We start from the raw sequence: 13,379 nt of genomic DNA on the forward strand, positions 1-13,379 counted from the left end.
CCCGGGCCCTCCCCCGCAAGCGGGAGAGGGGGCGCAGCTTCATCGCGGTTGCATTTCAACCTCATGGGATCACGCTCTAATCCCTCGGCTTTATCGGCGGCTCGAACGGAGACATTGTGTCGGGACAGACCTTACGCATCGGCACGCGCAAGACGGCCATGGCGATGGCGCAGACCGAAGAAGTCGCGCGGCTGTTGCGTGCGTCGGCTTCCGACCTGACCGTCGAAATCGTACGGTTCGAAACCCGCGGCGATCAGGACCAGACAAGCAAATTGCTGCGCCATGGCGGCAAGGGCGGCGCCTTCGTCGCCGAGATCCGCGAGGCAATGCGCGCGGGCGAGCTGCAGGCCGCGATGCATTCGCTGAAGGATGTGCCCGGCAATGAGGAGACGCCCGGCCTCGTGCTCGGTGCGACCCTGCCGCGCGACGCCGCGACCGACTGCCTGGTGCTGCGTCCCGGCCTCTCGCTGGAAAGCTTTCGTGCCTCGCGCGGCAAGGGCTTCAAGATCGGCACCAACGCGGTGCGCCGTGCGGCCTATCTGCGCAGGCTGTTTCCTGAGGTGAGCGTGATTCATTTCCGCGGCGCCGCCGATACGCGGATTGCCAAGCTCGATCGTGGCGACAAGCAGCGCCTGCCCGATGGCGGCGAGGTCGGTCCCGCGGACGCGCTGGTGATGGCGCGCTCGGGGCTCGAGCGTATCGGGCGCGCATCGCGCATCGCCTATGATTTCCCGGTCGACGAGATGCTACCGTCGGTCGGGCAGGGCATCGTCGCCGTCGAATGCGTGGCGAACGATTTCGTGACGCGCGCCCGTCTCGCCAAGATCGAGAATGTATCATCGCGTCTCGCCGCCGAAGCCGAGCGCGAGGTGTTGTGGATCCTGAACGGCCACTGCAATTCCCCGATCGCCGGCCATGCCACGCTTGCCGGCAGCGAGATGATTTTGCGCGCCTCGGTGCTGGATGAAACCGGCGACCGCTTCATCGAAGCCTCGCGCACCGGCCCCGCCGACCGCCCCCGCGAACTCGGCCGCGCCGTCGGACTGGAGTTGCTGGACAAAGGCGCCGCCGAGATCATCGCCCGCACAAGGCCCGAAGAGACGGACGAGTAAAGAACTCTGTCGTCCCTGCGAAAGCAGGGACCCATAACCACAGGAAGGTGTTATGGCGCGAGCAAGCGGTTGCAGCGGAGCATACCACAGAGGCCTGTGGTTATGGGTCCCGGCTCAAGGCCGGGACGACAGCAGTGCTCGCAGCGGCCAATGCGCGATAATCCGGAATCGCGATGCGGCGTTGTCCTGGCCAAACAGCGCGAGCCGGTCGATCGCGAGTGTTGCAAGTCGCACAGAGGCAAAGCGCTCCCGCAGCATCGGCACCACGACGTCGCGCCGCTCGGATTCCAGTCGGCCGGTCAGCGTCATGTGGAAGCGGAATTCTTCCATCACATAAGGGTAGCCCCAGCGGTCGAGATACTCGACCTGCCGCGGCGCCAATCGCTCGGGATTTCGCCGTGCGCGATCCTGCGCCGACAGCGGCGCGCGGAATGAATCGAAGTCGCGCGTTACGTCGGCCGCGAGCTGCTGCAAATCGGCCGACGGCTTTGCCGGGATCATCGCGATGAAGCCGCTGATCGAATCGATGACGGGTTCGATCACGGGAATCTGCCGCGGCGTATCGGCGAAAGCTTCGCATGCCCCGGCCAGATCGGCCTCGGTGTTCCCCTCCGCCAGCGCAATCGGCGCTTTCAGCGTGGCGTGAAAGCCGTACTTGCGCGGATCCTGCGTGATCTCACGCCAGTCCGGCGGCAAGCCTTCGGGAAAAGCCAGTTCGCTGCCGTGATAGACGTCGTAGCCGAGCATCTCGGCGCCGAAGCGGTCGAGCGCGCTGCCTGGCGCTGGCGCGTAGTAAAGAGCGTAACGGGGATAGTTGGCCATCGTCGCGTCAGGCAGCCGCAACCGCCACGCGCGGCGCGGTGGAATAGGTGAGCCGGCTGGCGTCGGCCAGATGCACGAGGTGTCCCCCAGCGATCACCGCGACGATGCGCGGCCGCAGCGGCACCTTGTCATCGACGATGATCATGTCGGCGCGCCGACCCTCCGTGAGCACGCCACGGTCGTCGAGCCCGGCCGCGCGCGCCGGCGCGGCCGAGATCAGGTCCCAGGCCTTTGCCAGCGGCAGCACGCCGTCAGCGGCCAGCCGGAACGCCGCGAGCAGTTGCGCCGGATAGTAATAGTCGGAAGCAAGCACCGAGCACAGGCCCTTTGCGATCATGTCGGACGCCTTGGTCCAGCCGGTATGGCTGCCGCCGCGCACGACATTGGGTGCGCCGTACACGATGTCGTCGCCGGCGGCGGTCGCCTCGCGTGCGGTCTCTTCGTTGACCGGGAATTCGGCGATGCCGACGCCCTGATCGCGAAACGCCTTGCGCATCTCCGGGCTGTTGTCGTCATGCGAGAGCATGCGGACATTGGCTGAACGCGCCGCGCCGGCAAGGCGGGAGACCGAGGCCGGCACATCGTCCGCGCGCGACACCACGTGTGCGACGAGCCGATCGAAGTCCTCGGGCGAAAGTCCGGTGCGCTCCACCATCCGGTTGCGCTTCCGCGGCTTGGCGAGATCCCCGATTGTGCCGTCCATGTGGTCATTGAACGCGAACAGGTCGACGCGGCCCTCCGCGAGCCAGCCGATGATCTCTGCTTCGGCGTCGAGGTTGTAGGTCTCGTGGCGCAGATGGAAGCGCGTGTCGGCGGCAAGCTGCGGGCGCATCTGCTCGATCGCCTCCAGCAGCCGCCTCGCATTCTCGGCGCTGCGCAGGCCCGGCTCCCACGACCAGGTGGTGGCGTGGAACACCGTCGTGATGCCGTTTGCGATCGCCTGGCGGTCGCTGTCGGCGAGCGCCACGTCGATCGGAAAATCGACGCCGGCGCGCGGCATCATCTGCCGCTCGAAAGCGTCGCCATGCAGATCGACGATGCCGGGCAGCACCAGCAGATCGCGCGCATCGATGCCGAGCGCGCCGCGGCCGTCTCCCTCGCCGTCGAGCGCTGCGATGTCGCGGCCCGCGGTCCGCAGCCGCGTTTCGACGAACTCGCCATTAACGAGAGCCTTGCCGCGTTCGATAATAATGTCGGTCACGAGATGGCACTCCGGCGGGTGTTTGACGCATTCAGCGCTTCATACTTGGCGAGGAAGTCCTCGACAACCAGCTTGCGGAAATCCGGCAGCGCCTGGCGCAACATTTCGTGATCCCAGTCCCACCAGGCGAGTGCGGCAAGGCGGCTGGTGATGTCATCGGCGAACCGCTTGCGAATCGGCCGCGCAGGATTGCCGGCGACGATGGTGTAGGCAGGGACGTCCCTGGTCACGATCGCGCCGGCCGCGACCACAGCGCCGGTTCCGATCGAACGTCCGGGCAGAATGATGGCGCCATGTCCGATCCAGACGTCATGGCCGATATGCACGCGGTGCTGTCGGCGCCATTCGAAGAACTCGGCATCGTCCGCCTCGCCCGGGAAGTATGCGCTGGCGCGATAGCTGAAATGCGCCTGCGACGGACGTTGCATCGGATGATTGCCGGGATTGATCCGGGTCATCGCCGCGATCGAGCAGAATTTGCCGATTGTGGTGTAAGTGATCTGCGCGTCGTTCACGACGTACGAATAGTCGCCCATCGCGACTTCGAGCAGGATGGTCCGCGCTCCGACCTCGGTGTATGCCCCAAGCTGGCTTTCCCGCACCGAAGCGGTGGGATCGACCGTCGGTACAACGGAAAGCATCTTGCCAGCCATTTTTGCCTCTCGAACGATTGCGGGGAGCGCACCTCTTCGATGCGCTTCATAACATTAGCGTGACAGTTGGATGACATCGTCGGCGCTGTGGACGGTTGCCGCACTGCAGCGCGTTTGTCACACAACTGTAATGCGGTGGCGTTAGCCGTTAGCCGACGTGACGGGTTCGGAGCACTGCATGCTGGTGGTGGAAGGTTTGACGTGCCGTTTCGGCACAAAAGCCGCGGTGGACAATGCTTCGTTCTCGGTTCAGCCCGGTAGTTTTGTCGGCGTGATCGGCCGTTCGGGCGCCGGCAAATCGACATTGCTGCGGATGGTCAATCGTCTCGCCGATCCGACCGAAGGCCGCATCCTGTTCGAAGGTGTCGACGTCACCGCACTGCGCGGCAAGGCGCTGCGGCAGTGGCGGGCGCGTTCGGCGATGATCTTCCAGCAGTTCAATCTGGTCGGCCGGCTCGACGTGCTGACCAACGTGTTGATGGGCCGTCTTGCCGAGATCCCGTCCTGGCGCTCGCTGACTCAGCTTTGGCCCGACGAAGACAGGGCGCTGGCGATGTCTGCGCTCGAGCAGTTCGACATGGCGCAGTTCGCCGCCCAGCGCGCCGACCAGCTTTCCGGCGGCCAGCAGCAACGCGTGGCGATCGCCCGCGCGCTGGTGCAGGAGCCCGACATCATCCTCGCCGACGAGCCGATCGCCTCGCTCGATCCGCGCAATACCAAGATCGTGATGGATGCGCTTCTGCGCATCAACAAGCATTTCGGCATCACCGTGCTCTGCAACCTGCATTCGCTGGATCTGGCGCGCAGCTATTGCGACCGCCTGATCGGCATGGCGGCAGGCCGCGTGGTGTTCGATGGTCAGCCCTCGATGCTGACCGATCACATCGCCCGCGAGCTCTACGATCTCGAGGCCAACGATGTCATCGGCGGGGCGCCAATGCCCGCGCCCGATGCCGCAACAGCTCCGGCGCTCGGCACCGCAGCCGCGGCCTGAACGTCGCACATTAATCCAGAGAAAGCCGATGCAACCGCAGTCGGCCTCTAGAGCATGATCCGGGAAAGTGGAAGCCGGTTTTCCGAAAAGATCATGCTCAAACAAAGAGATGAGATCATGATCCGATTCCGTCCAATCGGATCATGGTCCAGCGTTACTACAACAGCAGGGGTAAACCATGATCACTCGTCGCATCGTTCTCGCCGGCGCCGCCGCGCTCGCGTTCACTGCGTCCGCTTCGGCGCAGGACTGGAAGACCAAGTATTCGGAGCTGACTTTCGCGGTCGTGCCGGCTGAAAACGCGTCCGGCGTCACCGAGCGCTGGACGCCGTTCGTCAACTATCTCTCCAAGGAACTCGGCGTGAAGGTCACGCTGCGCATCGCCAACGACTATGCCGCCGTGATCGAGGGCCAGCGCTCCGGCAACATCCAGATCGCAAGCTACGGTTCGGCCTCCTTCGCCCGCGCGCGGCTGACCGGCGTCAAGACCGACGCCTTCGCCAACGACATCAATGCCGACGGTTCGACCGGCTACTACTCCGTGTTCTTCGTCAAGGCGAGCAGCCCCTACAAGACCCTCGATGACGTGAAGGGCAAGAACCTCGGCCTCGTCGATCCGAACTCGACCTCGGGCAACAACGTGCCGCGCTTCGAGCTCAACAAGAACGGCATTCCGGACGCCGACGCCTATTTCAGCAAGGTCGTCTTCACCGGCAGCCACGAGAACGCGATGCTGGCGCTTTCGCAAGGCACGGTCGACGTCGCGGCCAATCAGTGGACCAGCGACAATGACTCCACGCTCGCCCAGATGCTGCACAAGGGCATGCTCAAGAACACCGACGGCTCGCCGATGAAGAAGGACGATTTCCGTATCATCCACAAGTCGGCCGAGATCATCAACGGACCCTATGCCTACAATTCGGATCTTCCCGACGACCTGAAGGCCGCGATCGCCAAGGCCTTCTTCGATGCGCCGACCAAGGACAAGGCGATGTTCGATAAGCTCTCGGACGGCCAGAAGAAGGGCTTCCATGCCGCGACCACCAAGGATTGGGACGGCACCATCGAGCTGATCAAGTTCGTCGACGCGCTGCGCAAGAAGAAGGCGTCCTGATCGATCGACACGAAGACGCAGGCCGGGTCGAGTAGCGACCCGGCCTGTTTCCGTTAGCCCGTTTTCGAGCGAAGTGGATACCGGTTCGCGTGAAGAAAACGCGTCAGAACAAGAAACTAGAGCTTCGGCTCTGATTCAATCAGAACCGAAAATGCTCTAGGGGCAAGCAGCAAGTCCGATGGCCACTGCCGTATCCGTCCTTCCCGCCCAGCAGCTCGCGGCGCTGAACGACGCCTATCGCAAGGCAGTCGCGCGCAAGCGGCTGAAGATGATGCTGGCGGCGGCGGTGTTCCTGGCGGCACTCGTCGTCGCGGGCATCGGCGCCGAAGTGAACCTGCGCACGCTCTTCACTTATTTCGGCAACTTCGTCTCTTATTTCGACCGCATCCTCACGCTGGACAATGGCCAGCGGGTCTGGACCGACGTCGGCGAATGGTTCTGGGGCTGGCAGAAATGGCTGAAGCTGCTCGCCGAGACCATTCTGATCAGCTATGTCGGCACGCTGATCGGCGCGGTCCTTGCGCTCGCACTGAACTTCTTTGCTGCGCAGAACACCTCGCCCGGGCCCTGGCTGCGTTTCGTCGTCCGCCGCCTGCTGGAATTCGCCCGCACGGTGCCTAGCATCGTGTTCGCGCTGGTGTTCGTGATCGCCTTCGGTCTCGGGCCGATGGCAGGCGTGCTCGCGATCGCCGTGCATTCGACCGGCGCGCTCGGCAAATTGTTCTCCGAGATCGTCGAGAATGCGGACATGAAGCCGGTGGAGGGCGTGCGCTCGACCGGCGCGAGCTGGCTCTCCTGCATGCGCTTTGCGGTGCTGCCGCAGGTCTCGGCCGGTTACGCGAGCTATGCGCTGCTGCGCTTCGAGATCAACGTGCGCGAAGCCTCCGTGATGGGCTTTGTCGGCGCCGGCGGCATCGGGCAGGAGCTCGTGGTCGCGATCCGCAAATTCTATTACTCGGACGTCAGCGCCATTCTCGTCACTATCGTCGTGACGGTGTTCGTGATCGACATCACCACCGGCTGGCTGCGCGGAAAACTGTTCGGCAAGGAGGCGCGGGCATGAGCCAGCTGCCGAAGCCTGACTCGCAGGCGCTGCGCACCAAGTATCCCGACGTTTTCGAACGGCCGGCATCGGCACGGCTCGCCACGCCCTTGATGCTGCTCGCTGCATTCGCGGTCTTCGCCTTCGGCCTGTACGATCTCGACTTCTCGCCGACCAAGCTGGTGAGCGGCCTGCGCGAGCTTGGCTGGATCACGCTGATGATGATCCCGCCCGATCCCGGCTCGTCGCTGCCGACCTATCTCTCCGCGCTCGGCGAGACGCTGTCGATCGCGCTGCTCGGCACCACGCTTGCCGCGTTCCTGGCGCTGCCGGTCAGCCTGCTTGCCGCGCGCAACATCGTTCCCTCCGCCATCTTCCGCTTTCCGGTGCGGCGCTTCCTGGATTCGATCCGTGGCGTCGACACGCTGATCTGGGCCCTGGTGTGGATCAATGTCGTCGGCCTCGGCCCGTTCGCCGGCGTGCTTGCCATCGCGGTGTCGGATTTCGGCGCCTTCGGCAAATTGTTCTCCGAGGCCATCGAGGCCGCCGACAAGAAGCAGGTCGAGGGCATCCGGGCTTCCGGCGGCAGCGCGCTGCACGAGATCCGCTTCGGCCTGATGCCGCAGGTCCTGCCCGTGATCGCCGGGCAGGTGCTCTATTACATCGAGTCGAACACGCGCTCGGCCACCATCATCGGCATCGTCGGTGCCGGCGGTATTGGGCTGCAACTCGCCGAACAGATCCGCGTGCTGGAATGGCAGAAGGTGTCGTTCCTGATATTGATGATCCTGATTGCCGTCGCCGTGATCGACTGGATATCGACGAAACTCCGCTTCGCCATTATCGGTCAGCGCGCGGTGGCGTGAGGGACGGCGTGGCCTCATGGTTCGAGACGCGCTGCGCGCTCCTCACCATGAGGGTCAGGGACAGGGCGAGTGTCAGACCTCATCCTGAGGAGCCTGCAAAGCAGGCGTCTCGAAGGATGAAGCCACCGACGTAGACGCGCGTTCCCTTTAACTATTCTCCACCAAAAACTCCACGCGCTCGGCGGCGAAGCGGGAGCGCTTGGTCACCAGCGGCTTGCCGTCGGGACCGACGTCGGTGGAATCGACCACCAGGATCGGGCGGCCGAGTGCCAGGTCGAGCCGCGCGGCGTCCGTGGCGTCGACGATGCCGGCAGTGATCCGCGTCGAGGCGCGGCGATAGTCGCGGACGCCGAAATGTTCGAGCAGCTTGGTCATCGAGCGGACGCTGGCGAACACATCTCCGGCGCCGGGAAAGCGCTCGGCCGAAAGCCAGGAGGTGGAGACGCAGATCGGCGCGCGGTCGGCGAGCCGCACCGACTCGATCCGGACCAGCGGCGCGCCGGCCTTCAGTCCGAGTTCTCGCGCAAGCTCGCGGCTCGCGGGTTCCTCCGACGCATCGATGAACTGCCCGCGCGGCTCGCGGCCGCCGGCGCCGACGATCTCCGAAAACCGCGTGCGTGAGCGCAGCGGATAGGCGATTTTTTGCGCATCCACATAGGTGCCGCTGCCGCGCTCGGCGCGCACCAGCCCGCGCTCGGCCAGCGCCGCGAGCGCGCGACGCACGGTGTGGCGGTTCACGCGGTAGGTCTCCGCGATCTCCATCTCGCCCGGCAGCTTCTCGCCGGCGGCAAAGCGGCCATCGGCGATGCCGCGCTCGATACCGTCGGCGACCAATCGCCAAAGCGCGACGCCTGATGAGGCGGTGTCCTGAACGCTCATTCCGGAAACCCAGTCCTGTCGAAAATCATGCCCGTGTCATGAAACAGTCATGGCGTTTGCTTATCAAGTTGTCTATTATCATAGACAACTTGAGTCAGGCAAGGTTCCGCGACATGACGAAGACCGAGCAAGACAACAGGCGGGCGCAGCGCAAGGCGGCGATGGCGGTGCTCGCACAGTCGGAGGCCGCCGAAATTTCGGCCCGGCTCAGCGCGATGGCGCTGCCCGATCACAAGACCCTGCGCGAGCCGGAAAACGGCCTCGTCATGGTGCGCGGCCGGATCGGCGGCGACGGCGCCCCCTTCAATGTCGGCGAGGCGACCGTCTCGCGCGCGGCGGTGCTGCTTTCGACCGGGCAGGTCGGCTTCGGCTACACGCTCGGTCACGACCATGAAAAGGCGCGGCTGATCGCGTTGTGCGACGCCATGGCGCAAACCGATACCTTCGCCGATGCAGTCGAAGCGGAGGTGATCGCGCCGCTGCGCACGGCCATGGCCGCAAGACGGAGCCAGGAGGCGGCGGAGACCGCGGCGACGCGGGTTGATTTCTACACCATGGTGCGCGGTGAGGGCTGACGACATGACGATGGTTGCCGAACTGCCGCCGGGGTTTCCCGACAAGGTCTTGTCGGCACAGGCGACGTTTCGATCCGTGATGAACGCGATGGCGCGTCCAGGAACGGTGCAGCGAATCGCGGCATCGGCTGGAGCGCCTGACGGGGTGATGCACGGCACGGCCGCGATCGCGCTGATGCTGTTCGATCACGACACGCCGATCTGGCTCGACGGCGCGATGTCGACCTCCGACGTCGCCAAATGGCTGAAGTTCCACACCGGCGCGCTCATTGTCGACGATCCCGCGAGCGCAAGCTTTGCGCTGATCGGCGATCCCGACGATCTTCCCGCGCTCGATCGCTTCGCATTCGGCAGCAGCGAATATCCGGATCGTTCGACCACGCTGATCCTGCAGGTCGACAGCCTGTCCAACGGCGCAACTTACGAACTGCGCGGCCCCGGTATCGACGGCACCACTTTGCTGACCGCGAGCATCCAGCCGCGCGATCTGTTCGATCGGCTCGCTGTCAACGCCACGCTGTTTCCGCGCGGCATCGATGTCGTGCTGGTTGACGGCTCCTCGATTGTCGCGGTCCCGCGCACCACGCGGCTCGTTAACGGGAAGGATTGACGATGTACGTTGCTGTCAAGGGCGGCGAACGCGCCATCGAGAACGCCCATCGCCTGCTCGCGCATGAACGGCGCGGCGACCGGGAAGTGCCGGAGCTTACGCTGGCGCAGATCTCCGAGCAGCTTGCGCTCGGCGTCGATCGCGTGATGGCCGAAGGTTCGCTCTATGACCGCGAGCTCGCCGCGCTCGCGATCAAGCAGGCGCGCGGCGATCTGATCGAGGCGATCTTCCTGGTCCGCGCCTTCCGCGCCACGCTGCCGCGCTTCGGCACCAGCGAGCCGGTCGACACCGGCAGGATGCAGATCCGCCGGCGCATCTCCGCGACCTTCAAGGACATCCCCGGCGGCCAGATCCTCGGTCCCACGTTCGATTACACCCATCGCCTGCTCGATCCGCAGCTCGCCGAAGGCTTTGTGCCGGCGCAGCCCGCCAGCGGCGAGGTCTCGCAGGCCGAGACGCCGCGTGTCACCGACATCCTCGCCCATGACGGCCTGATCGAGCCATCGCCGCAAGCGGAGGCGGAGGCGCCGGTCGGCGACCTCACGCGCGAGCCGCTCAGCTTTCCCGCCGACCGCGATCTGCGCCTGCAGAACCTCGCCCGCGCCGACGAAGGTTTCCTGCTTGCGCTCGGCTACTCCACCCAGCGCGGCTACGGCCGCAACCATCCCTTTGCCGGCGAGATCCGTTTCGGCGAGGTCGATGTCGAGTTCTTTGCCGAGGACGCGGGCTTTGCCGTTCCGCTCGGTGCGATCGAACTCACCGAGTGTCAGATGGTCAACCAGTTCAAGGGTTCGGCGACCGAGCCGCCGTGCTTTACCCGCGGCTATGGGCTCGCCTTCGGCCAGAGCGAGCGCAAGACCATGTCGATGGCGCTGGTCGATCGCTCGCTTCGCGCGCGCGAACTCGGCGAGGAGGTGAGGGCGCCGGCGCAGGACGAGGAATTCGTGATGTCGCATTCGGACAACGTGCAGGCGACCGGCTTCGTCGAGCATCTCAAGCTGCCGCATTATGTCGACTTCCAGTCCGAGCTCGGCCTGCTCCGCAAGCTGCGTCAGGAGTTCGCTGAAGCCAACGCGTCGGAATCGCTGAAGGAGGCCGCCGAATGAACGCGCCGTCCTATAATTTCGCCTATCTCGACGAGCAGACCAAGCGGATGATCCGCCGCGCGATCCTGAAGGCGATCGCGATTCCCGGCTACCAGGTGCCGTTCGCAAGCCGCGAGATGCCGATGCCCTATGGCTGGGGCACCGGCGGCGTGCAGGTCACCGCCGCGATCCTCGGTCCCGATGACGTGTTGAAGGTGATCGACCAGGGTTCCGATGACACGACGAATGCGATCTCGATCCGCAAATTCTTCGGCAAGACCGCGAGCGTCGCGACCACGACCTCGACGACGGAAGCAACCGTGATCCAGACCCGCCACCGCATCCCCGAGGCGCGCCTGCATGAAGGGCAGGTGCTGGTCTATCAGGTGCCGATCCCCGAACCGCTGCGTTTCCTGGAGCCGCGCGAGACCGAGACGCGGCGCATGCATGCGCTTGCCGAATACGGGCTGATGCATGTCAAGCTCTACGAGGACATCGCGCGTTTCGGCCATATCGCCACGTCCTACGCCTATCCGGTGAAGGTGAATGCGCGCTACGTGATGGATCCGTCACCGACGCCGAAATTCGACAATCCGAAGATGGACAATTGCGCGGCGCTGCAATTGTTCGGCGCCGGCCGCGAGAAGCGGATCTACGCGATCCCGCCCTACACCACCGTGGTCTCGCTCGATTTCGAGGACCATCCGTTCAAGCCGTACCGTTTCGACGCGCCTTGCGCGCTCTGCGGCGCTGACAATTCCTACCTCGACGAGATCGTCACCGACGACAAGGGTGGCCGGATGTTCGTCTGCTCCGACACCGATTATTGCGAGCAGCGCCAGGCGGAAGGCCATCGCGGCAGCGAGAACGCAGCCCCGCACAAGGAGAGGGCGCATGTCTGAGCCGATGACCGCGTCCGAGGACGACCAGCCGCTGCTGATCGCGGAAGGCCTGTCGAAGAATTACGGCCGGCTGGCGGCCTGCCGCGACGTGTCGTTCTCGCTCTATCCCGGCGAGGTGCTGGCCATCGTCGGCGAATCCGGCTCGGGCAAGTCGACATTGCTGCAATTGCTGTCGGCGCAGCTCGCGCCGAGCGCGGGCCGCGTCTCCTATCGCATGCGTGACGGCGTGCTGCGCGATCTCGCCTTGCTCGGCGAGGCCGAGCGGCGCTTTCTGTTCCGCACCGATTGGGGCTATGTGCACCAGGATCCCGCGCAGGGCCTGCGCATGGCGGTCTCCGCCGGCGCCAATGTCGGCGAGCGGCTGATGGCGGTCGGCTGGAATCATTACGGCCGCATCCGCGACACCGCGACGAACTGGCTGGAGCGCGTCGAGATCGACGCCGGCCGCATCGACGATGCGCCGAAAACCTATTCCGGCGGCATGCGGCAGCGCCTGCAGATCGCGCGCAACCTGGTCACCGAGCCGCGCCTGGTGTTCATGGACGAGCCGACCGGCGGTCTCGACGTCTCCGTGCAGGCCCGCCTGCTCGACCTCATGCGCAATCTCGTCAGCGAGCTCAACCTCGCCGCCATCGTCGTCACGCATGATCTTGCGGTGGCGCGGCTCTTGTCGCACCGGGTGATGGTGATGAAGGGCGGCCGCGTCATCGAGACCGGCCTGACCGACCAGGTGCTCGACGACCCACGCGAGCCCTACACCCAACTGCTCGTTTCCTCGATCCTGCCGCCATGAGGGCCTGATGACTGCGATGATCGAAATTTCGAACGCGGCAAAGACCTTCACCATGCATCTGCAGGGTGGGGTCGAACTGCCCGTCGTGAGCAACGTCTCGTTCCATGTCGAGCCCGGCGAATGCGTGGTGCTGTCAGGGCCATCCGGCGCAGGCAAGTCGTCGATCCTGAAGATGATCTTCGGCAACTACCGTTGCGATACCGGGCGGATCGACATCCGCCACCAGGGCGACGTGATCGATCTCGCCAGCGCCGAGCCGCGGCAGGTCCTGAGCGTGCGCCGCGCCACCATCGGCTATGTCAGCCAGTTCCTGCGCGCGGTGCCGCGGGTGCCGACCCTCGACGTCGTTGCCGAGCCGCTGGTCGTGGGCGGCACGCCGCGGGCCGAGGCGCGCGAGAGGGCCGGCGCGCTGCTGCGTCGGCTCAACATTCCCGAGCGGCTGTGGCGGCTGCCGCCCTCGACCTTTTCCGGCGGCGAGCAGCAGCGCGTCAACATCGCCCGCGGCTTCGTGTCCGATCTGCCGATCCTGCTGCTGGACGAGCCGACGGCCTCGCTCGATGCGGCCAATCGCGCCGTGGTGGTGGAGTTGATCGGAGAAAAGAAGCGCCGCGGTGTTGCGATGGTCGCGATCGTGCATGACGATGAAATCCGTCATCTGATTGCAGACCGAATCGTGGATGTCACGTCATTCGCTGCGGCGGCATGAGAGGGCGGCGGCATGAGAGGGAAGG

At 65.1% G+C, this 13,379-nt stretch carries 15 protein-coding genes; 11 read left to right on the forward strand and 4 right to left on the reverse strand.

The genetic code is table 11. From position 1 onward, the window contains the following. Positions 1-116 precede the first annotated feature (116 nt). Positions 117-1,112 (forward strand): hydroxymethylbilane synthase, encoded by a 996-nt coding sequence (hemC, locus tag I6F35_RS29200; RefSeq protein ID WP_225121112.1) that lies wholly within the window; start codon positions 117-119, stop codon positions 1,110-1,112. A gap of 114 nt (positions 1,113-1,226) precedes the next feature. Here hemC and I6F35_RS29205 read toward each other — a convergent pair whose 3' ends face one another. From I6F35_RS29205 to I6F35_RS29215, 3 genes are read right to left on the reverse strand one after another with little or no spacing between them, the layout of a single operon-like run. Further along, positions 1,227-1,934: a DUF1045 domain-containing protein gene (locus I6F35_RS29205; protein WP_225121113.1), complete on the reverse strand. Its 708-nt coding sequence runs from the start codon at positions 1,932-1,934 to the stop codon at positions 1,227-1,229. Positions 1,935-1,941: 7 nt separating this feature from the next. Further along, complete coding sequence (locus I6F35_RS29210; protein ID WP_225121114.1) at positions 1,942-3,135, reverse strand: alpha-D-ribose 1-methylphosphonate 5-triphosphate diphosphatase; 1,194 nt, start codon at positions 3,133-3,135, stop codon at positions 1,942-1,944. Next, complete coding sequence (locus I6F35_RS29215) at positions 3,132-3,788, reverse strand: DapH/DapD/GlmU-related protein (RefSeq protein WP_225121115.1); 657 nt, start codon at positions 3,786-3,788, stop codon at positions 3,132-3,134. The genes I6F35_RS29210 and I6F35_RS29215 overlap by 4 nt, the downstream gene beginning before the upstream one ends. Positions 3,789-3,966: 178 nt before the next feature. Here I6F35_RS29215 and phnC point away from each other — a divergent pair, with 178 nt between their 5' ends. The 4 genes from phnC to phnE (I6F35_RS29235) all read left to right on the forward strand — a co-directional run bounded on the left by phnC (position 3,967) and on the right by phnE (I6F35_RS29235) (position 7,804). Beyond that, complete coding sequence (gene phnC, locus I6F35_RS29220; RefSeq protein WP_225121116.1) at positions 3,967-4,782, forward strand: phosphonate ABC transporter ATP-binding protein; 816 nt, start codon at positions 3,967-3,969, stop codon at positions 4,780-4,782. Positions 4,783-4,960: 178 nt separating this feature from the next. Further along, positions 4,961-5,896, forward strand: a complete 936-nt coding sequence (gene phnD / locus I6F35_RS29225) for a phosphonate ABC transporter substrate-binding protein (RefSeq protein WP_225121117.1) — start codon at positions 4,961-4,963, stop codon at positions 5,894-5,896. 178 nt (positions 5,897-6,074) lie between these two features. Beyond that, the gene (phnE, locus tag I6F35_RS29230) at positions 6,075-6,959 is read left to right on the forward strand and encodes a phosphonate ABC transporter, permease protein PhnE (RefSeq protein WP_225121118.1); all 885 of its coding nucleotides are present in this window, start codon (positions 6,075-6,077) and stop codon (positions 6,957-6,959) included. Beyond that, positions 6,956-7,804, forward strand: coding sequence for a phosphonate ABC transporter, permease protein PhnE (phnE, locus tag I6F35_RS29235; protein ID WP_225121119.1), 849 nt, complete (start codon positions 6,956-6,958; stop codon positions 7,802-7,804). The genes phnE (I6F35_RS29230) and phnE (I6F35_RS29235) overlap by 4 nt, the downstream gene beginning before the upstream one ends. A gap of 147 nt (positions 7,805-7,951) precedes the next feature. Here phnE (I6F35_RS29235) and phnF read toward each other — a convergent pair whose 3' ends face one another. Continuing rightward, positions 7,952-8,683: a phosphonate metabolism transcriptional regulator PhnF gene (gene phnF / locus I6F35_RS29240; protein ID WP_225121120.1), complete on the reverse strand. Its 732-nt coding sequence runs from the start codon at positions 8,681-8,683 to the stop codon at positions 7,952-7,954. Between the two features lie 113 nt (positions 8,684-8,796). On the opposite strand from phnF, the gene phnG reads away from it, so the two are divergent. The 6 genes from phnG to phnL are packed head-to-tail and all read left to right on the forward strand — an operon-like array spanning position 8,797 to position 13,354. Then, entirely contained in the window at positions 8,797-9,258 is a 462-nt protein-coding gene (gene phnG / locus I6F35_RS29245) for a phosphonate C-P lyase system protein PhnG (protein ID WP_225121121.1), read from the forward strand. Positions 9,259-9,262: 4 nt separating this feature from the next. Then, the gene (gene phnH, locus I6F35_RS29250; protein ID WP_225121122.1) at positions 9,263-9,868 is read left to right on the forward strand and encodes a phosphonate C-P lyase system protein PhnH; all 606 of its coding nucleotides are present in this window, start codon (positions 9,263-9,265) and stop codon (positions 9,866-9,868) included. A gap of 2 nt (positions 9,869-9,870) precedes the next feature. Next, positions 9,871-10,974, forward strand: a complete 1,104-nt coding sequence (locus I6F35_RS29255) for a carbon-phosphorus lyase complex subunit PhnI (protein ID WP_225121123.1) — start codon at positions 9,871-9,873, stop codon at positions 10,972-10,974. Then, complete coding sequence (locus I6F35_RS29260) at positions 10,971-11,855, forward strand: alpha-D-ribose 1-methylphosphonate 5-phosphate C-P-lyase PhnJ (RefSeq protein ID WP_225121124.1); 885 nt, start codon at positions 10,971-10,973, stop codon at positions 11,853-11,855. The genes I6F35_RS29255 and I6F35_RS29260 overlap by 4 nt, the downstream gene beginning before the upstream one ends. Continuing rightward, a complete protein-coding gene (gene phnK, locus I6F35_RS29265; RefSeq protein ID WP_225121125.1) occupies positions 11,848-12,648 on the forward strand; it encodes a phosphonate C-P lyase system protein PhnK in 801 nt (266 codons plus the stop codon). Before I6F35_RS29260 ends, phnK begins: the two co-directional genes overlap by 8 nt. A gap of 7 nt (positions 12,649-12,655) precedes the next feature. Continuing rightward, a complete protein-coding gene (gene phnL / locus I6F35_RS29270) occupies positions 12,656-13,354 on the forward strand; it encodes a phosphonate C-P lyase system protein PhnL (protein WP_225121126.1) in 699 nt (232 codons plus the stop codon). The last annotated feature ends 25 nt before the right edge of the window (positions 13,355-13,379 follow it).

It is taken from the genome of Bradyrhizobium sp. BRP22 (assembly GCF_020194175.1).
In the GTDB taxonomy this organism is placed as follows: domain Bacteria; phylum Pseudomonadota; class Alphaproteobacteria; order Rhizobiales; family Xanthobacteraceae; genus Bradyrhizobium.

What these genes read in the sequence shown, in the direction of transcription:
- phnL (WP_225121126.1), top strand. Translation starts at nt 12,656, where the DNA reads ATGACTGCGATGATCGAAATTTCGAACGCGGCAAAGACCTTCACCATG.
- phnK (WP_225121125.1), top strand. Translation starts at nt 11,848, where the DNA reads ATGTCTGAGCCGATGACCGCGTCCGAGGACGACCAGCCGCTGCTGATC.
- I6F35_RS29260 (WP_225121124.1), top strand. Translation starts at nt 10,971, where the DNA reads ATGAACGCGCCGTCCTATAATTTCGCCTATCTCGACGAGCAGACCAAG.
- phnC (WP_225121116.1), top strand. Translation starts at nt 3,967, where the DNA reads ATGCTGGTGGTGGAAGGTTTGACGTGCCGTTTCGGCACAAAAGCCGCG.
- phnF (WP_225121120.1), bottom strand. Translation starts at nt 8,683, where the DNA reads ATGAGCGTTCAGGACACCGCCTCATCAGGCGTCGCGCTTTGGCGATTG.
- phnE (WP_225121119.1), top strand. Translation starts at nt 6,956, where the DNA reads ATGAGCCAGCTGCCGAAGCCTGACTCGCAGGCGCTGCGCACCAAGTAT.
- I6F35_RS29205 (WP_225121113.1), bottom strand. Translation starts at nt 1,934, where the DNA reads ATGGCCAACTATCCCCGTTACGCTCTTTACTACGCGCCAGCGCCAGGC.
- phnE (WP_225121118.1), top strand. Translation starts at nt 6,075, where the DNA reads ATGGCCACTGCCGTATCCGTCCTTCCCGCCCAGCAGCTCGCGGCGCTG.
- phnH (WP_225121122.1), top strand. Translation starts at nt 9,263, where the DNA reads ATGACGATGGTTGCCGAACTGCCGCCGGGGTTTCCCGACAAGGTCTTG.
- phnG (WP_225121121.1), top strand. Translation starts at nt 8,797, where the DNA reads ATGACGAAGACCGAGCAAGACAACAGGCGGGCGCAGCGCAAGGCGGCG.
- I6F35_RS29215 (WP_225121115.1), bottom strand. Translation starts at nt 3,788, where the DNA reads ATGGCTGGCAAGATGCTTTCCGTTGTACCGACGGTCGATCCCACCGCT.
- phnD (WP_225121117.1), top strand. Translation starts at nt 4,961, where the DNA reads ATGATCACTCGTCGCATCGTTCTCGCCGGCGCCGCCGCGCTCGCGTTC.
- I6F35_RS29255 (WP_225121123.1), top strand. Translation starts at nt 9,871, where the DNA reads ATGTACGTTGCTGTCAAGGGCGGCGAACGCGCCATCGAGAACGCCCAT.